Below are 16,282 nucleotides of genomic sequence, written 5' to 3' on the forward strand. Positions count from 1 at the left end.
GGTGAGCGGAGACCGCCCGGGCGCGGCCGCGCACCGCGTATGGCCCGCACCGGCACCTTCGCCCGCACCTTCGCCCGCGCCGGCGGACGGCGAACCCGCGCACCCCGACGCCGCGTTGCTGGACGACGTCGTCACCGGCGCGCTGCGCCGGCTCGCCTCGATGCGCCCGAGCTTCCGGCTGCCGCCCGACGTCGCCACCGAGGCCGACCCCAACACCACGCTCAAACCGCTGGGCGAACTCGCCGAACTGGCGCAGGTGATCCACGCCCTGCACCCGGTGGCGCCGGTGCGCGAAGCGGCCGCGGAGCTGTTCGGCTTCGCCTGGAAGGAGACCCGCGGCGGCGAGCTGTTCGAGGAGATGGTCCGCGGGGAGCCGGCGGCCACCTATCCCGTCGAGCTGTACGGGGTGTTCGCGCGGGCGGGCCTGCGCCACCCGGGCACGGACGAGCTGATCGAGTCGACGACCGCGCTGCGCCGCTGGCGGGTGGCCCGCGAGGACCACACCCGTACCCTCAACGTGCTCAACGCCGAGCGCAGGATCGGGCTGCGGCCGCACGCCGACTTCGACGCCGTACTGGCGCGGACCGGCCTCGGCCACTGCCCGGAACCGTGGTCGCTGGACCGCAGGGCCGCGTACGGCATCACGCACGACGTCTTCCACACCGCCGACTGGGGCCGCACGCCGGACCGCCTGCCCGCACCCCTGGCGGAGTACCTCCGGCTGTGGCTGCCGGCCTGGACCGAGACATGGCTGGAGGAGCGGCTGTGGGACCTGGCCGGGGAGTTCCTCGCCGTCAGCGCCTGCCTGCCGGGCGCGCCCTACGATCCGCTCGCCTGGCGCCGGCTGGCCGCGGCGCGGAGCGCGGACGGCGCGCTGCCCGAGAGCGGCGACCCGCCGCCGCAGGACGCCACCGAGGACGAGCGGTTCACCGCCTGCTACCACTCCACCCTCGTGGCCGCCTTCGCCGCCACCCTGGCCCGCGCCCGCCCGCCGGCGCCGCTGCCCCGCCACCCCCGGCAGGAAACCGAGGCGACACCATGAGCACCGCACCCCCCGCTCTCCTGCACCGCGTCGGCGACCGGGCGCTGGCCTGGCTCGACGCCCACCGCGAGCAGTTCCGGCTCACCGACGGCGATCTGGCCACCGGCCGCGGCATCGTCGAACGGCTCAAGCCCGTCGGTGAGTTGGCGGTGAACATGCGGGTGCTGGCCCGCGAGGGAGTGGCCGGGTCGCGGCAGCACGAGAGCGCGGAGCGGCTGCTGGACCACGCCTGGCGCGACCTGCTCGACGGCGGCAACCTGCTGGCCGAGCTCCAGCGGCAGGAGCCGCTCTCGCCGGTACCGCTGGAGATCTACGCCAGCCTGTACGAACTCGGCCGCCGCCACCCCGGCCTGGAGGACGCGATCGGCCTGGCCCGGTCCACGGCGAGCTGGCGGGCGCTGGAGATGATGCCGAGCCGGCGGCTCGGTCTGCTCAACGCCGAGCGCAAGATCGGACTGGTGCCCAGCGGCGACGTCGACCAGGCGCTCGCCGCCACCTGGCTCGGCCGCATGCCCGAGCCGTGGACCGTGCAGCTGCACATCGCCTACGACGTCACCCACACCGTCTTCCACCTCACCGACTGGGGGGCCGCGCCCGACCGCATCCCCCCGGAGATCGCCGGCTACCTCGCCCGCTATCTGCCCGCGTGGACGGCGGACTGGGCGGAGCTGGAGCACTGGGACCTGCTGGGCGAACTCCTCGTGGTCGACGCCTGCCTGCCCCGGCCCGCGCTCGACGCCGCGATGTGGGAGCGGTACGCGGCGGCGCAGGCGCCGGACGGGGCGATGCCGGTACAAGGGGCGATGCCGCAGGGCAGCCGCGAGGAGGTCTTCGACCAGGTGCACCACCCCACGCTGGTGGCGGCGTTCGCCTCGGCGATGGCCACCTCGCGGGCACTGTCCTCGGATGTCGCCGCGTGAGCACCGGTCCTGCCGGCGGCATGACGGACGGCGGCCGGACGCCCGCGACCGCCGGTACGACCACCGCCGGTGCGACGGCCGCCGCGGCGGCGTCCTCGGCGGCGTCCGGGGACGCCGGGCTCGGCCCGCTCCTGGACGCGGCCGTCGCGCGGGTGCGGGCCCCCGACGTCGTGGTGGCCGTCAGCCGGGCCGGACGCCGGACCGTGGCGGCCGGCGGGACCGGCGCGGCCCGCCGGCCGCCGCGTGAGGAGTCGGGATTCGCCCTCGGGTCGCTGACCAAGACGTTCACCGTGCTGCTGCTCGCCGACCTGGCCCGCGCGGGCGTCCTCGCCCTGGACGATCCGCTGGCCGCGCATCTGCCCGGCCTGCCGCCGGTGTCCGGCGCCGCCCGGAGGATCACGCTGCGCCATCTGGCCACCCACACCTCGGGCCTGCCGCGGATTCCGCGGGACCTGCTCGCGGGGGCGGTGCTGCACCCGCGTACCAACGGCTACACCGGCTACCGCCCGGAGCGGCTGCTCGCCGCCTTCGCGGACACGCGGCTCCGGCACGCTCCGGGCAGCCGCCGCCGCTACTCCAACTTCGGCGTGGCGCTGCTGGGTCAGGCGCTGGAGGGCGCGGCCGGCGCCGCGCTCCCCGACCTGCTCACCCGGCGGGTGCTGCGCCCGCTGGGCCTGGCGGCGACCGGCCTCGGCGCCGGGCCCGCCGCCGCCGCGACCGGCCACCGCGGCGACGGCCGCACCCCGCTGCCGGCGACCGGCATGGGCGCGTTCGCGGCGGCCGGCGGGCTCGTGTCCGCCCCGGGCGACGTCCTGACCTACGCGGAGGCGCACCTGCGTCCCGACCGAGCCGGGCCGCTGGAACCGGCCCTGCGGGAGGTCCTGCTCCCCCAGCTGCGAGGGGGGTTCGGGCACCGACGGGAGACGTACACCCTCACCTGGTACGAGCACGCGGCGGCGGGCGGCCCGCTGCTCTTCCACGCGGGCGCCACCTTCGGGCAGCAGTGCTTCCTGGGCTTCCATCCGGCGACCGGGACCGCCGTCGCCGCCTTCGCCACCCGGCACGACCGCACCTGCGCGGTGGTCGGGTCCGGCTACGCGCTGCTGCGGGAGCTGGCCGGGCACCCGGCCGCCGACGCGCGCTGACGGAGAGGCGGTCAGACGGAACGCAGAGGCGGTCAGCTCGCGGCGGAGCCGAAGCCCCCAGACGGGACGGACGGGTCGGGCGCATCGGTCCTCGGCGTCTTGGGACCGGCCTTCTTCCCCGAACTCCCGCCGCCTCCCGAGGGGATGTCGCCGCCGTAGTCGGAGAGCAGGATCAGCAGCGCGACGAGAAGTGCCGCCACACCCAGGACGAACGCGCCGCAGACCGCCGCGACCGGCACGGCGACCAGGAGGGTGAGACGGCGCTCGGCGAACGGCCGCGCGAGCAGCACGCTGCCAAGGGCGAAGACCACCGCTCCGGCGGCGAGCACCGCGATCCCGGCCCTGGCGTGCAGGGACTCGTGCCAGGCGAGCCGGACCGTGGCCAGACTGATCAGCCCGGTGATGTCCTCGTGCTTGGCCTTCGCCGCCACGTAGGCGAGGGGGCCGCCGATTCCCCCCAGTTGGAGTCCCAGCCCGCCGGCGATCCAGCGGCCGCGATGGGCGACGGGTCCGAGCCGGCCGCGGCCGCGTGTCGTCGGTTCGTCGTGCACTCGCGCATCCGCCCCCGTGGTCACGCCGGTCGATGTAGTGCATGGGCACGGCGAGTCCCGCGTGTGGAAATCCGGTCGGCGCGACGGCCGCGCTTCCTCTACCGTGCGGGGATGGCCGACGAGGGCTTCACCCACCCGCGGCTCGCCGCGATATACGACCCGCTCGACCCCGACCGCGGCGACCTGGACGCGTACCTGGGCATCGCCGAGGAGTTCGGCGCGCGCCGGGTGCTGGACATCGGCTGCGGGACGGGGGTGTTCGCGCTGCTGCTGGCCGACCGCGGCTTCGAGGTGGTGGGGCTGGACCCCGCCGCGGCGTCCCTCGACGTGGCCCGCGGCAAACCCGGCAGCGACCGGGTGCGGTGGATCGACGGTGACGCGAGCGCGCTGCCGCCGTTGCGGGTCGATCTGGTGACGATGACCGCGAACGTCGCCCAGGCCATCGTGGACCCGGACGACTGGCGGTCCACGCTGCGCGCCGCGCACGCCTCGCTGCGGCCGGGCGGGCTGCTGGCCTTCGAGACCCGGGACCCCGCGCGGCGGGCCTGGGAGGAGTGGAACCAGGAGGCGACCTACGGCGTGACCGACATCCCCGGTGTCGGCGCCGTCGAGAGCTGGATCGAGCTGACCGAGGTGCGTCCGCCCCTGGTGTCGTTCCGGGGGACGTGCGTCTTCGCCGCGGACGGTGAGGTGCTCACCTCGGACTCGACGCTGTGCTTCCGTGAGCGGGAGGAGGTCGAGGCCGACCTGGCGGCCGCGGGACTCGTGGTCCACGCGGTCCGCGACGCGCCCGACCGGCCGGGCCGGGAGTTCGTCTTCCTCGCGCGGCGCCCGCCGACCGCGGGTCCGTAGCCGGCGGGTCCGTAGCCGATGCATACGCGGCCGGCGGGTCCTTGGCCGGTGGGTCCGGGGGCCACCCGGAGCTGGTTGGCGTGTGACCCGGAGGTCAGGAGCGGTGGCCGCCGTCGCCGGGGCGCGCGACGCCCGGCCGGGTGTCGAGCGACCACATGTGGGTGCAGCTCGGGCACTGCAGATGGACGACGGGGCCGTTGTTGGAGAGCAGGTAGCGCCAGTGCTCGGCGCAGGTGCGGCGGGCGGCGCAGGTCTCGCAGTGGCGGGCGTCGTCGCAGGCGGGGCAGGCCACCCAGGCGCGGCGCGCGATGTCGGCCTGCGGATCAATGGGCAGTCGCACGGCCCGGCTCCTCCCCCGGCAGCACACCGGCCGCCACCAGCAGGTCGTAGGTGCGCTGCTGCTCGGCGTCCAGGCCGGAGTAGAGGAGGGCGTGCGCCTGCTCCTCGTCCCTGAGGGCGGCGGCCGGGTCCCAGTCGGGCCCGAGGGCGGCCACCACCTCGGCCCGTCGTCTGGCCTCCTCGAAGGTCAGGTCGATGGTGAAGGGGGTGAGGCCGCTGGCGTTGTCCTGGTTCATGGCGAGACTTCCGAAGTGCTGGCGGAACACCCCCATCTGTACCAGCGCCCGCGGCAGCGGGGAAGGGTGACCTCAGTCGCCGCCGGCGGGTCCGCGGCGGTGCTCCCGCCGCCGGGCGGGCGTACCGCCGCCCGATCGGCCCACCGGAGGGGGCCGTTGCCTGCCCCGCACCCGGCGCGGGCGCCGCGGACCGCCTCGCCGTGCTGTGACGCACTTCATGGCGCCCGCGGCGGGCCCGGCCGCGCCCTGTCCGGCCCAACCCCGCGGGCGTGGCGGGCACGGCTGCCGAAGACTGGAACGGCCTGCTGCGCTCACGGAAGGACCGTACTGACATGGTGTGCCTCGACCGCAAGGATCTCGGGCTGCTGGCCCTGCGCCTGGGGACCGGTGGCGTGCTGTTCACGCACGGCGCCCAGAAGCTCTTCGGGTGGTTCGGCGGCGGCGGGATCGCGGGGACCGCAAAGGGTATGGACGCGATGGGTTTCCGTCCCGGCCGGCCCAGCGCCGTCGCGGCGGGGCTGGGCGAGGCGGGCGGCGGCCTCCTGCTGGCGCTCGGCGTCGCCACGCCCGCCGCGGGCGCTGCGGCGGCCGGTGCGATGGCCGGCGCGACGGCGGTCCACCGCTCGGGCGGGTTCTTCAACACCGCGGGCGGCTACGAGTACCCGGCCTACCTCGGCTTCGTCGCCGCGGGTCTCGGTCTGGCCGGGCCCGGCCGCTACTCGCTCGACAGCCTGACCGGCCACCGCCTGAACACCGCCGCGATGGTCATGGCCGCCTTCGCCGCGAGCACCGTGGCGGCGGCGGTCGTGGTGGCCCGCCGCGAGTCGGCGATGGCCGCGCAGGTTCGGGCCGCCACCCAGGAGGACCCGACCTAGGGTCCGCCGGCGGCTCGCCGCGTCCGGTGCGGCGCACCGGACGCGCGGCGGGGAGCCTGGGGCGCGTCCCCCGGTGGGCTACGGCGCCTCGGACGGCGGTTCGTCGGGCGGGGAGCCGCCCGCACCCGGGTTCAGACCCGCTTCCTCGCGGTCCTCCGCGGTGCGCTCCTGGAGCTCCTGGTCGTTGGGGCGCCGCGGCATGCCGCCGCGGTGACCGGTGTCCGGGTCACCTTCGACTGCCTTGTTCGACTTGTGATGGTGCGCCATGACTCCCTCTCCTTGCCCTGGTGGGCGGTTGGCCGGCCCGGGTGGGCGCCGCACTCCGGCGGCCGCGCCGGAGTGCGGCGGCGAGTGCGTCGGCGCCGACGGTGGGCGTCGCGTCAGGCGACCCATCACGGGTGGGACCTCTCTCCACTCAATCGCCATCCGGGTGGGCCCGCAAGCGGGGGCGGAGGCCGCGGGCACCACCCGTGGGACCGCTCCTGACCAGCTCCTGACCTGGCTGTTCTGCGCTGCGCCGACGCGCCGTTCCGGTCGGTCCACCCAGTCCTGCGCATCCGGCCGGGCCGGCATGCGGAGGGCCTGCCGCTGTGGAAGCGTGGGCGGTGGACCACCGCATCCACTCCGGGAGAGGAGGGGCCATGGCGTCGAAACGCCGCCGTAAGAAGAAGGGCCGTCGCAAGCACGGTGCGAACCACGGACACCGTCCGGCGTGCTGAGCCGGTAGGGCCCTCACCAGCGCCCTCCGCCGTTTTTCCTCCCGCAGATGCGAGCAACCACTCACCCTGGGATCGCAGAGCAGAGGTGGGGATGAGTCCTACGCTCGCATCTGCGTTTGCGCAGTCCTCGCGCATGGGTACCGCTCCTGAGGAGGTGGTACCCCGTGGGGCAGTCTCTTGCGGCCGCCGACGCGCTCGCCGAAGTCGCGCTCGGCGGTGACCTCGCCCGTCCGGTGCGGCTCACCGTGGCCGGCCTGCTCCAGTGGCCGCAGCATCAGGCCCGGGTCGCCTTCGAGTGTGCGAGCCGTGGCGTCCAGCACCACCGCTTCGAGGGACCGCTGCTCCACGACGTCCTGTCGGCGGCCGGTCCCGCGTTCGATCCGGCGCGGCGCAAGGACCGCCTGCGGTTCCTCATCGCCGTGGCGGGCGCCGACGGGCATGGCACGCTGATGACCTGGGCCGAGATCGACCCCGACTTCGCCCGTGCGCCGGTGCTGCTCGCGGTCCGTGTCGACGACACGCCGCTCCACCACGCGGGCCCGCAGCTGGTGCTGCCGCAGGACCGGTGCGGGGCGCGGCACATCAGCGGCATCAGGTCCATCACGGTGGACGGCCGCTACGGGCGGTAGCGGAAGGCCGCTACGGGCGGTAGCGGCCTTCCGCGTGCGCGGCGCGGCTCGGTCCGGCGCGGTCAAGCGCCGTCCGGTGCGGCTCGGCGCTATGCCGGCGCGGTCGCGACGGGCCGCGGTTCCGCCGCCGCCCGCACCGCCGCCCGGCGCCGCAGCACGCCGGCCAGCACCGCCAGGAAGCCGAAGGCGAGGAGCAGCGGCAGGCTGTTGAGGAGCAGCAGCCCTGCCTTCGACAGGGACACCGCGCCCCACTGCATCATGAAGGTCAGCAGTGCGGAGCCGACCAGGAGCAGCCACACCACCGCGAGGCCGAGCGCGTGCGCGAGGCTCCGCCGGCGCAGCGCCCACCAGGCCCACAGCGCCATCACCGGGGCCACCCACACCCAGTGCGGTGGCCAGGAGATCGGGGAGATCAGCAGTTCGGTCATCGTGCACGCGATGATCCCGAGCGGCTCCAGGGCCAGCCGGTACGCCCACGCCGAGAGCGCCAGGCCGGCGAGGCCGACCACGACCGCGACGATCATCCAGAACCAGTTGGCGTGCAGCACACCGGGCAACTGGGCGAGCTGGCCGCGCAGCGACTGGACGTACGGCCCGGCGCCCGGTGTGATGATCCGTCCGGTGTCGAACACCAGCTTGGTCCAGTACTTCGCGGACGCGCCGGGCAGCACCGCGAAGCCGATCAGGACGGTGCCCGCGAAGGTCGCCGCGGACACCGCCGCCGCGCGGAACCTGCGGGTGATCAGGAAGTACGCGACGTAGATCAGGGGGGTGAGCTTCATGCCCGCCGCGATGCCCACGGCGACGCCCTGGGTGCGGCCGGGGCGGCGGACCAGGTCGGCCAGCGTGATGAACATCAGCAGGATGTTGATCTGGCCGAGGTCCAGGTGCAGCAGGACCGGCGCGGTGAACAGGGACAGCACGGTCGCCGTGAGGGTGAGGCGCGTGCGCGCCGCCCGCTCCCCGGAGTCGACCTGCTTCAGCATCGTCCAGATCGACCCGGCGAGCAGCGGCACCGAGGCGAACGTCCACAGGGCGTACCCGGTGTCGGTGCCCAGCAGCCCCAGCGGCGCCATGACCAGCGCGGCGAACGGCGGGTAGGTGAAGAGGAAGCCCTTGGCGGTGGCCACGTCGAAGGGGTCGACGCCGTGCAGGACGGCCGTGGCGCCGCGGTGGAAGACCTGGAAGTCGGACTCGATGTTGATCCTGTCGCGCAGCGCGAGGGCGGTGACCGCGAGGGTCGCCACGATCGCCGCGATCGCGACGACGGCCAGTGCGGTCCCGCCAGGAAGGCGCTCCCGTTCGGGCGCCGGGGACACGTCCGTGGTCAAAGCGGTCATCTCCGCACAACCTCCTGTCGCCGGACCGAGGGCTGGCAGCGCCGCCAGCGGCCCGTGCGCGCCCCGTGCCGGGGAGCAGGCCACCAGGGAGGGTACGGCGGCGAAGCGGAATCGCTTTCTTCCAGATTGCCGTACCCGCGCGGCGGCGGGGAGGCGCCTACGGCCCCGGTCGCCGGTCCGGCCCGGCGGGCTCGGGGCTCATCCGTGCGTGCGGCGGGGGTCAGGCGGCCGGCGGCGGAAGTCCCTGGGCGGAGCGCCGTAGGCGGTGCGGAAGGTGCGGGTGAAGGTGGTGTGGTCCTTGAACCCCCACCGGGCGGCGATGACGTGCACGGGGGTGGCCGCCTGGGCCGGGTCGGCGAGTTCGCGGCGCGCGGCCTCCAGGCGCTGGTCGCGGATGTACGACGCGACGGTGGTCCCCTCGGCCTGGAACAGCCGGTGGAGGTGGCCGCGGGAGATGTGGTGAGCGGCGGCGATGGCGCTGGGGGTCAGCTCGCAGTCGTGCAGACGGCGGCGGATGAAGTCCTTGACGCCGAGCGTGACGGTCCGGTCGCGCGTCTCCGGGGCGAGGGCGTCCTGGGCTTCCAGTGCGTGTGCGAAGAGCGCGGTGACCAGTTCGGCGAGGACCGAGCCGAGGCGGGGTGCGTCCGCGGGCCGGTAGGCGCGGGTGTCGGCGGACAGCTGGGAGACGAACTGGGCCAGCAGGAAGCCCATCCCGTCCCGCGCCGATATCCGGCGGCCGATGACCGACTGGGCGCTGCCCCACGGCAGTCCCAGCAGCGCTTTGGGGACCTCGATGCCGATCGTGGTGATCGGCCCCCTGCCGGTCGCGATCTCGAACGGCAGGGAGGTGTCGTTGATGTGGAGGTCGTACGCGCTGTACGCGGCCTCGTTCCGGTTCCAGCTCGCGACCGCGTTGCCGCGCAGCAGCAGGGAGAGATGGCAGTTCTCCGGGTCGGACTGCCGGACCAGCTTGGGCGTGCGGCGGAAGACCAGCTGCTGGAAGGTGGCCGGCCACACCGCGACGTCGCCCAGCGCGATCAGCCGCTGGTGCGCCCGGAAGTCGGCCGCGTCCTCGCTGCTCATCTGCATGGGGGCGTGGGTGCGGCTCATCAGCGCCTGCCAGGCGTCGAACCTGTCGGCCACCGGCAGGTCCTCGCTCTGGAACACCGTCTCGCTCAGCATCTCTCGCTCACCTCGGCGCGTCGTCACGGCACGAAGGACGAAGTGTTCCATCCGGCTCCGCCGGTCCGGTCACCGGGCGTATTCCGCTTGGCCGCGCGCGGCGGGCCGGCGCTCCAGGGTCCCGCGCAGGGCCGGCTGCAGGGCGGACTCGGCCCAGCGCGAGAACCGATCGCAGCATGCCCCACGGGCCGCCTCCGCGAGGGCGGCCGAAACCGGACACCCACCGGACGGCCGTATCCGGGGTAGGCGAGCAGCACACCCGCATCCAGGCAAGGGAGAGACATGACCGACGACTCGTCGCTCAGGGCAGTGGGATGGGCACGCTCGCTGCCGCTGGACACCGGCCCGAAGACGGCCAGGGACTGGACCCGCGCGCACCTGGCCACCCTGGGATGGCCGCAGACCGCGCCGGACACCGTCGACGCGGTCCTGCTGACCGTCTCGGAGCTGGTCACCAACGCCCACCTGCACGGACGCGGCGCAGCCCAGCTCGTGCTGACCTGGGACCACGACTGCCTGCACGTCACCGTGCACGACCCCTCTCCCCGGATGCCGCAGGCGTACCCGCCCTCGGACGACGCGCTCGGCGGCCGCGGCATGCTCCTGGTCGACGCGCTGGCCGACACCTGGGACGCCCGGCCCTGTCCGCGCGGCAAGGACGTCACGGCGTGCTTCCGGCCGCCGGACCGCCCGGCCCGCCCGGCCGGTCCGTAGTGGGGGCACGCAGGCCCGGGGACGCAGCTCGGGTGGGGCGGGTCGGGCGGACGCGTCGGATGAGCACCGTGGGTCGGCGGACATGTCCGCGCGGATCGCGGGCATGCGGCGTCTCGTGGCCGTGTCATGTTCGCGGCGCGCAGCCCCGAGCCGGAAGGTGGGTGTCATCCCGATGCTGCTGGCGGAGCGCTTCCGACTGGAGGAACCGGCCGGTCGCGGCGGGATGGGCGAGGTGTGGCGGGCCTGCGACGAGCGGCTCGGCCGCACGGTGGCGGTCAAGCTGCTCGCGGACTGCGCCACCGACGACCCCGTCGCGGTGGCACGCTTCGAGCGCGAGGCCCGGATAGCCGCCCGCCTGCACCACCCCCATGTGGTGGGCGTCTACGACTTCGGCGTGGACGGCGGCCGCTGCTTCCTGGTGATGGAGTACGTGGACGGCGGCACGCTCGCCGACGAGCTGCGGCGCAGCGGGCCGCTGCGCCTGGACCGGTTCGCGGTGCTGGCCGGGCAGACCGCCGACGGCCTGGCCGCGGCGCACGGGCAGGGCATCGTCCACCGGGACGTGAAGCCCTCCAACGTGCTGGTGGACGGCGACGGCCTGGTCAAGATCGCCGATTTCGGCATCGCCCGCCTGCACAGCACGCAGACGGCCACCGACACGACCGTGGCCGGGCAGGTCCGCGGCACCAGCATGTACGTGGCCCCCGAGACCGTCCTGGGCCGGCCGACGACGTCCGCGGGCGACGTCTACTCGCTGGGCTGCTCGCTCTACGAGATGCTCACCGGGCGGCCGCCGTTCCAGGCCGAGACCCCGCTCGCCGTGCTGTGGCAGCACGTGGAGCGCCCGTTCACCCCGCTGGCCCGCCTGCGCCCGGAGGCGCCGGCCGACCTGCGGGCGTACGTGGAGGCGATGCTCGCCAAGGACCCCGCGCAGCGCCCGGCCGCGGCCGACGTGGCGGCGTGCTTCGACGGCGGGGCCTGGCAGGGCGCGCCGCTGCCGGCCTCGGCGGCGGACTTCGGCGTGCCGCTGGGCGTGTCGCCCTTCGCGGCGGACGTCACCGCACCCACGCTCGCCGCCCCGGCGCCCCCCTCCCCCGCCCTGCGGCGGCGGCACCGGGCGGGCCGCAGCCGGCGGGCGCTCATCGGCGCGGCGGTGACCGCGTCGGTGCTCACGGCGGCCGGCGTCGTCCTCGCGACCTCCTCCGCCGACGGCGGCCCGGCCGCGCCCGGACACGCCGTCACCTCGCCTTCGGCCCCCGGGCACCGCGGAACCGCCGCGCCGCGCGGGCAGGCGCAGCAGGCCGACACCTCCAAGGGCGGCGCTGCCGCTCCGGCGTCGCGGAAGGTCGCTCCCCCGGCTGCGACGCCGTCCCGCCCGGGTGCGTCGCCCTCGGCCGACGCGCCGGCCGCCACCGGGGGGCCCGCGGCGGGGCCGACAGACCCGGCGGGGGCGACCACCACCGCGCCCACCGCGGCTCCTCCCTCGGCCCCGGCGGGCACGACGCCGCCCGCCGCGGGGAACAGCGCCCCGCCTCCGCCGCCTCCCACCACCGAGCAGGTGCCGAGCGACGCGCCCACCGGCACCGACAGCGCGCCGCCGGCCGACGAGACTCCGGCCGCGTAGCCGCCCGGCGGCGGCACCGTGCCAGGTCAGTGGCTGCGGACGGCCGGCGAGCGCCCGAAGGGTGACGGTTCGTACGCATGTGCTTGTGGGGCAACACGCCCGAACCGGCCTAGAGTTACCCGCTGCCGCGGCCCGGCAGCACGGCCGCCGGCGGACACGGTTCGGTTCGGCGTCGAGGGAGGCCGCTCATGGCCAGTGTGTTTCAGGAGCGCAAGCTCACCGGGATGTTCGCCGCGTTCGACGCGGACGGCGACGGCTATCTGCGCGAGGAGGACTTCCGCGCCCTCGTCGCCCGCTGGGGCCGGCTGCCGGGCGTCGGCCCCGGCACCGAACTGCGCGCGCGGGTCGAGAGCCTGCTGATGGGCTGGTGGGCGGCGCTGCTGGCGGCGGGCGACGCCAACGGGGACGGCGCGGTCGACATGGACGAACTGCTCTCGCTCGTGGACAGACTGCCGGCCATGGTCGCCCAGGTCACCGCGACCGCGGACACCGTCTTCGACGCCGTGGACGCCAACGGCGACGGCCGCATCTCCCCCGCGGAGCACCAAAGGCTCGTGGAGACCTGGAACGGCCGGCCCGCCGACATGACGGGCGTCTTCGAGCGGCTCGACCTCAACGGCGACGGGTACCTCAGCCGCGAGGAGTTCGCGCTGCTGTGGCGCCAGTTCTGGATCAGCGACGACCCGCAGGACCCCGGCAACCTGCTCTGCGGCCGGATTCCCGCGCAGGCCGGCTCCCCGGAGGGCTGACCGCTCCGGCGGGCCGGGGCACGGAGAACCGGCGGGCCGGGGCGCTGCGGACGGCGCCCCGGCTGCGGCGCCGGCTCCGGGAACGCGGGCCGCGGCGCCGGGTCCCCGAGGGGGCGACAGGCCCTAGGCGTTGCCGTAGATCCGTTCGGGCCGCACCAGCACCGCCGCGCCAGGCCCTAGGTGTCGGACGCCGCCCGCGCCCGGCCTGCGGCGAGCGCGGTCACCTCGGCTCGCGCGGCGGCCAGCGAGCCGGCGGCGGCGTCGCCGTGCTGGGCGAGGTGCGGCATCAGCCCTGCCACGGTCAGCTCGGCGGTGACGAACGACAGGTTGCCCTCCGCCACCCCGTACCGGGTCACGTAGGCACGCAGGTAGGGCGTGTGGAAGTCCAGCGGCTCACCGGGGGTGCCCGGCCGGTAGGCCCCGCCGCGCGCCGAGACGACCACGACCTTCGTGTCCCGCAGCAGGCTTCCGCCGTCGGCCGGGTCCAGGAAGGCGCCGGGGAAGGTCACCCGGTCGATCCATGCCTTGAGCAGCCCGGGGACCGACAGGTTGTACATCGGGGCGCCGATCACCACGGTGTCGGCGGCGAGCAGTTCGGCGATCAGCGGAGCGGTCAGCGCCCAGGCGCGCTCCTCCGCCGGCCCGGCGACCAGCTCGGGCACCCGCGCGGGCGGGAGCAGTCCGGCCCGTTCGACCCGGCGGCCGAGGGTGCAGTAGGCGGTGTCCAGCGGCGGCACCGGGTCGGCGGCGAGGTCGCGGTAGCGGTAGCCGCCGGGGCCGTTCGCGGCGGTCCACGTCTCGGCGAAGAGCGAGGTCAGCTCTCTGCTGACCGACTCGCCCGAGCGGTTGGCGGCGGAGTCGAGATGCAGCAGTGACGCCATGGGATTCTCCTGTCACGTGTGGGTCTCCGCGTCCGTCATGGAGGGAGGGGCACGGCGCTTCGTGTACGGGCCTTCGTGTACGGGCCTTCGTGGACGTGACGGTTCGGGACGGGCAGAGGTGACCGCCGGACGGGACCGCCGAGCGGGAAGCGCGAGTGGGAAGGGCGAGCGGTGGACGAGCACGACGGGCTGGCGGCACGCTTCGAGAGCGAGCGCGGCGGCCTGCAGGCGATGGCCTACCGGATGCTGGGCTCGGCGGGCGAGGCCGAGGACGCGGTGCAGGAGGCGTGGCTGCGGCTCGGGCGCGTCGACGCCGGGCGGGTGGAGAACCTCGCGGGCTGGCTCAGGACCGTGGTGACCCGGATCTGCCTGGACATGCTGCGCGCGCGCCGTTCCCGCCGGGAGGACCTCACCGAGCAGCACCTGCTCGACGGGTTCCCGCACGCCGCCGCGGGCCGGACCGGTGCGAGCGCGCCGGAGGAGCAGGCGCTGCGGACGGACGCGGTCAGCCATGCGCTGCTCGTGGTCCTGGACCGGCTGACGCCGTCCGAGCGGGTGGCCTTCGTGCTGCACGACATGTTCGCCGTGCCGTTCGAGGAGATCGCACCGGTCGTGGAGCGGAGCCCGGATGCCGCGAAGAAGCTGGCGAGCCGGGCCCGGGGCAAGGTCCGCGGCGGGCCTGCGGTGCCGGCCGCGGAGCTGGCCCGGCAGCGCGCGGCCGTGACGGCGTTCCTGTCCGCCGCGCGGGCAGGCGATCTCGCGGCGGTCCTCGCGGTGCTGGCCCCGGACGCCGTCCGCCGCGCCGACGCCGCGGCCCTGCCGCCGGGCGTGCCGGCCGAGGTTCGCGGCGCGCGGGCGGTGGCGGAGGGCACCGTCCTGCTCGCGGAGCGGTCGCGGATGTCCGAACTCGCCCTGGTGAACGGCTCGGTGGGGTTGGTCGCCGCTCCGGGGGGCCGCCTGCTGCTCGCCGTCGCCTTCACGGTCAGGGACGGCGTCGTCGCGGCCTACGACGTGATCGCCGACCCGGCCCGGCTCGGCGCGACCGAACTCGGCGTGCTCGACTGACCGGCCTGCCCCCGCCCTCGGCCCACAGAATGGTCAAAGGACGGTAAAGTCTGACCTGCCTGAACGGCGTGACCAAGGGCACCACGCAGGACCCGGAGGACCCCGGCCAGGGTGACGGCGCCGGCGACGCGGACGCCGACTACGGACGCGCCTTCCCCGCCTCGCAGTCGGTCAACGGGCAGGCCGACGACGGCTGGGGCAAGCTCCGCGGCAACTTCAACCAGCTCAAGGAGCTCAAGGCGAAGTACCCGAACCTGAAGGTCGTCATGTCGCTGGGCGGCTGGACGTACTCCAAGTACTTCTCCGACGTCGCGGCGACCGACGCGTCGCGGAAGAAGTTCGTGCAGTCCTGCATCGACATGTACATCAAGGGGAGTCTGCCGCCGTCCGAGGGCGCGGGCGGGCCGGGCGTCGCCGCCGGAATCTTCGACGGCTTCGACCTGGACTGGGAGTGGCCGGGGTCACCGGACGGCCACCCCGGCAACCACTGGGCCGCCGCGGACAAGGCGAACTTCACCGCGCTGATCACCGAGTTCCGCAGGGAGCTGGACGCGCTGGGCGGCGACCACAAGCTGCTCACCGCGTTCACCCCGGCCGACCCGAAGAAGATCGCGGCCGGCTGGGAGCTGCCGCAGGTGTCGAAGAGCCTGGACATCGAGAACATCCAGGGCTACGACTTCCACGGGGCGGGCAGCGACAACTCCTGGGAGCCGTCCCGCACCGGCGACCAGGCCGACCTCTACGCCGACCCCAAGTCGCCCTACCCGAACGACTTCAGCATCGACGGCGCGGTGCAGCTCTACCTCGCCGCCGGCGTCAGCCCGCGCAAGCTCACCATCGGCCTCCCCTTCTACGGCCGGGGCTGGCAGCAGGTGGCGGACGGCGGTGCGCACGGCGAGTGGCAGAGCGCGAACGGCGCGGCGCCCGGTCAGTTCGCGGAGGAGGCCGGCACCCGCGGTGACGCCAACCTCGTCGCGAGCGTGCCGAACCTGACCGCCCACCACAACGACCAGACCGCCGCGACGTACGGCTACACCGGGCCGAACGGGCAGTGGTGGTCCTTCGACGACACCTGGTCGATCGGCAGGAAGGCGGCGTACATCAAGTCCCAGCACCTGCTCGGCGCGATGATCTGGGAGATGTCCGGCGACACCGCGAACGGGGCGCTGTTCGGGGCGCTCGTCAGCGGTCTGCAGAACTGACCGCACCGTACGGTCCCCCGGCCGGCGCGCACCGCGGCGGCCGGGGGACGCCACGCCAACGGTCGCGGGCCGGTCAGAGGGCGGCGAACAGGTCGTCGAGCAGGGCGGCGATGCGCGGCACGCTCATCGCGCCGCGCATCGGCAGCACGCAGATCCCCTCGGCCGCCAGGTCCCGCCCCCGGCTCGCGAATCGCCGCGGGGCGGTGGGGGCCCGGCG

17 protein-coding genes and 2 pseudogenes are annotated in these 16,282 nt (G+C 75.1%); 11 read left to right on the top strand and 8 right to left on the bottom strand.

Going from position 1 to position 16,282, the window contains the following annotated elements:
* Position 1: 1 nt before the first annotated feature.
* The 3 genes from V2S66_RS00620 to V2S66_RS00630 are packed head-to-tail and all read left to right on the top strand — an operon-like array spanning position 2 to position 3,107.
* Positions 2 to 1,042 carry a DUF6895 family protein gene (locus V2S66_RS00620; RefSeq protein ID WP_330792218.1) on the top strand — a complete coding sequence of 347 codons (1,041 nt, stop codon included), beginning with the start codon at positions 2 to 4 and terminating at the stop codon, positions 1,040 to 1,042.
* Positions 1,039 to 1,962, top strand: coding sequence for a DUF6895 family protein (locus tag V2S66_RS00625; protein ID WP_330792219.1), 924 nt, complete (start codon positions 1,039 to 1,041; stop codon positions 1,960 to 1,962). The genes V2S66_RS00620 and V2S66_RS00625 overlap by 4 nt, the downstream gene beginning before the upstream one ends.
* Entirely contained in the window at positions 1,959 to 3,107 is a 1,149-nt protein-coding gene (locus tag V2S66_RS00630; RefSeq protein WP_330792221.1) for a serine hydrolase domain-containing protein, read from the top strand. Before V2S66_RS00625 ends, V2S66_RS00630 begins: the two co-directional genes overlap by 4 nt.
* A gap of 32 nt (positions 3,108 to 3,139) precedes the next feature.
* Here the strand turns inward: V2S66_RS00630 and V2S66_RS00635 are convergent, their stop codons facing one another.
* On the bottom strand, positions 3,140 to 3,658 hold the full coding sequence (locus tag V2S66_RS00635) for a hypothetical protein (protein ID WP_330792222.1): 519 nt from the start codon (positions 3,656 to 3,658) through the stop codon (positions 3,140 to 3,142).
* 111 nt (positions 3,659 to 3,769) lie between these two features.
* Here V2S66_RS00635 and V2S66_RS00640 point away from each other — a divergent pair, with 111 nt between their 5' ends.
* Positions 3,770 to 4,510 (top strand): class I SAM-dependent methyltransferase, encoded by a 741-nt coding sequence (locus tag V2S66_RS00640; protein ID WP_330792223.1) that lies wholly within the window; start codon positions 3,770 to 3,772, stop codon positions 4,508 to 4,510.
* Positions 4,511 to 4,604: 94 nt separating this feature from the next.
* Here the strand turns inward: V2S66_RS00640 and V2S66_RS00645 are convergent, their stop codons facing one another.
* Together V2S66_RS00645 and V2S66_RS00650 are read right to left on the bottom strand one after the other, a co-directional pair.
* Complete coding sequence (locus V2S66_RS00645) at positions 4,605 to 4,850, bottom strand: hypothetical protein (RefSeq protein WP_330792225.1); 246 nt, start codon at positions 4,848 to 4,850, stop codon at positions 4,605 to 4,607.
* The gene (locus V2S66_RS00650; protein WP_330792807.1) at positions 4,834 to 5,085 is read right to left on the bottom strand and encodes a DUF6400 family protein; all 252 of its coding nucleotides are present in this window, start codon (positions 5,083 to 5,085) and stop codon (positions 4,834 to 4,836) included. Before V2S66_RS00650 ends, V2S66_RS00645 begins: the two co-directional genes overlap by 17 nt.
* A 332-nt stretch (positions 5,086 to 5,417) precedes the next feature.
* Between V2S66_RS00650 and V2S66_RS00655 the strand changes: the two genes are divergently transcribed.
* Positions 5,418 to 5,960 (top strand): DoxX family protein, encoded by a 543-nt coding sequence (locus V2S66_RS00655; RefSeq protein ID WP_330792808.1) that lies wholly within the window; start codon positions 5,418 to 5,420, stop codon positions 5,958 to 5,960.
* Between the two features lie 78 nt (positions 5,961 to 6,038).
* Here V2S66_RS00655 and V2S66_RS00660 read toward each other — a convergent pair whose 3' ends face one another.
* The gene (locus tag V2S66_RS00660; RefSeq protein WP_330792227.1) at positions 6,039 to 6,227 is read right to left on the bottom strand and encodes a hypothetical protein; all 189 of its coding nucleotides are present in this window, start codon (positions 6,225 to 6,227) and stop codon (positions 6,039 to 6,041) included.
* Between the two features lie 616 nt (positions 6,228 to 6,843).
* On the opposite strand from V2S66_RS00660, the gene V2S66_RS00665 reads away from it, so the two are divergent.
* Entirely contained in the window at positions 6,844 to 7,308 is a 465-nt protein-coding gene (locus V2S66_RS00665; protein WP_330792228.1) for a molybdopterin-dependent oxidoreductase, read from the top strand.
* Between the two features lie 89 nt (positions 7,309 to 7,397).
* On the opposite strand, the gene V2S66_RS00670 is transcribed toward V2S66_RS00665, so the two are convergent.
* Together V2S66_RS00670 and V2S66_RS00675 are read right to left on the bottom strand one after the other, a co-directional pair.
* A complete protein-coding gene (locus V2S66_RS00670; RefSeq protein ID WP_330792230.1) occupies positions 7,398 to 8,648 on the bottom strand; it encodes a glycosyltransferase 87 family protein in 1,251 nt (416 codons plus the stop codon).
* A 198-nt stretch (positions 8,649 to 8,846) separates the two neighbouring features.
* Positions 8,847 to 9,830 carry a helix-turn-helix domain-containing protein gene (locus V2S66_RS00675; protein WP_330792231.1) on the bottom strand — a complete coding sequence of 328 codons (984 nt, stop codon included), beginning with the start codon at positions 9,828 to 9,830 and terminating at the stop codon, positions 8,847 to 8,849.
* Positions 9,831 to 10,112: 282 nt separating this feature from the next.
* Between V2S66_RS00675 and V2S66_RS00680 the strand changes: the two genes are divergently transcribed.
* From V2S66_RS00680 to V2S66_RS00690, 3 genes are all read left to right on the top strand, one after another.
* A complete protein-coding gene (locus tag V2S66_RS00680; protein ID WP_330792232.1) occupies positions 10,113 to 10,544 on the top strand; it encodes an ATP-binding protein in 432 nt (143 codons plus the stop codon).
* Positions 10,545 to 10,716: 172 nt separating this feature from the next.
* The gene (locus V2S66_RS00685) at positions 10,717 to 12,168 is read left to right on the top strand and encodes a serine/threonine-protein kinase (protein ID WP_330792233.1); all 1,452 of its coding nucleotides are present in this window, start codon (positions 10,717 to 10,719) and stop codon (positions 12,166 to 12,168) included.
* Between the two features lie 188 nt (positions 12,169 to 12,356).
* The gene (locus tag V2S66_RS00690; protein ID WP_330792234.1) at positions 12,357 to 12,917 is read left to right on the top strand and encodes an EF-hand domain-containing protein; all 561 of its coding nucleotides are present in this window, start codon (positions 12,357 to 12,359) and stop codon (positions 12,915 to 12,917) included.
* 176 nt (positions 12,918 to 13,093) lie between these two features.
* Here the strand turns inward: V2S66_RS00690 and V2S66_RS00695 are convergent, their stop codons facing one another.
* Complete coding sequence (locus tag V2S66_RS00695; protein WP_330792236.1) at positions 13,094 to 13,798, bottom strand: FMN-dependent NADH-azoreductase; 705 nt, start codon at positions 13,796 to 13,798, stop codon at positions 13,094 to 13,096.
* 171 nt (positions 13,799 to 13,969) lie between these two features.
* On the opposite strand from V2S66_RS00695, the gene V2S66_RS00700 reads away from it, so the two are divergent.
* Positions 13,970 to 14,863: a sigma-70 family RNA polymerase sigma factor gene (locus tag V2S66_RS00700; RefSeq protein WP_330792238.1), complete on the top strand. Its 894-nt coding sequence runs from the start codon at positions 13,970 to 13,972 to the stop codon at positions 14,861 to 14,863.
* A 47-nt stretch (positions 14,864 to 14,910) separates the two neighbouring features.
* A pseudogene (locus tag V2S66_RS00705) lies at positions 14,911 to 16,065 on the top strand (glycoside hydrolase family 18 protein); the annotation flags it as partial.
* A 97-nt stretch (positions 16,066 to 16,162) separates the two neighbouring features.
* On the opposite strand, the pseudogene V2S66_RS00710 reads toward V2S66_RS00705, so the two are convergent.
* Positions 16,163 to 16,252: pseudogene (locus V2S66_RS00710) on the bottom strand (ATP-dependent endonuclease); the annotation flags it as partial.
* Positions 16,253 to 16,282: the final 30 nt, after the last annotated feature.

Origin of the sequence: Actinacidiphila polyblastidii (assembly GCF_036353415.1) — a bacterium.
Lineage (GTDB): Bacteria > Actinomycetota > Actinomycetes > Streptomycetales > Streptomycetaceae > Actinacidiphila > Actinacidiphila polyblastidii.

Bases quoted from the DNA above. Each gene is read 5' to 3' on its own strand.
- V2S66_RS00625 (WP_330792219.1), top strand. From the start codon at position 1,039: ATGAGCACCGCACCCCCCGCTCTCCTGCACCGCGTCGGCGACCGGGCG.
- V2S66_RS00640 (WP_330792223.1), top strand. From the start codon at position 3,770: ATGGCCGACGAGGGCTTCACCCACCCGCGGCTCGCCGCGATATACGAC.
- V2S66_RS00650 (WP_330792807.1), bottom strand. From the start codon at position 5,085: ATGAACCAGGACAACGCCAGCGGCCTCACCCCCTTCACCATCGACCTG.
- V2S66_RS00655 (WP_330792808.1), top strand. From the start codon at position 5,418: ATGGTGTGCCTCGACCGCAAGGATCTCGGGCTGCTGGCCCTGCGCCTG.
- V2S66_RS00660 (WP_330792227.1), bottom strand. From the start codon at position 6,227: ATGGCGCACCATCACAAGTCGAACAAGGCAGTCGAAGGTGACCCGGAC.
- V2S66_RS00670 (WP_330792230.1), bottom strand. From the start codon at position 8,648: ATGACCGCTTTGACCACGGACGTGTCCCCGGCGCCCGAACGGGAGCGC.
- V2S66_RS00675 (WP_330792231.1), bottom strand. From the start codon at position 9,830: ATGCTGAGCGAGACGGTGTTCCAGAGCGAGGACCTGCCGGTGGCCGAC.
- V2S66_RS00680 (WP_330792232.1), top strand. From the start codon at position 10,113: ATGACCGACGACTCGTCGCTCAGGGCAGTGGGATGGGCACGCTCGCTG.
- V2S66_RS00685 (WP_330792233.1), top strand. From the start codon at position 10,717: ATGCTGCTGGCGGAGCGCTTCCGACTGGAGGAACCGGCCGGTCGCGGC.
- V2S66_RS00690 (WP_330792234.1), top strand. From the start codon at position 12,357: ATGGCCAGTGTGTTTCAGGAGCGCAAGCTCACCGGGATGTTCGCCGCG.
- V2S66_RS00695 (WP_330792236.1), bottom strand. From the start codon at position 13,798: ATGGCGTCACTGCTGCATCTCGACTCCGCCGCCAACCGCTCGGGCGAG.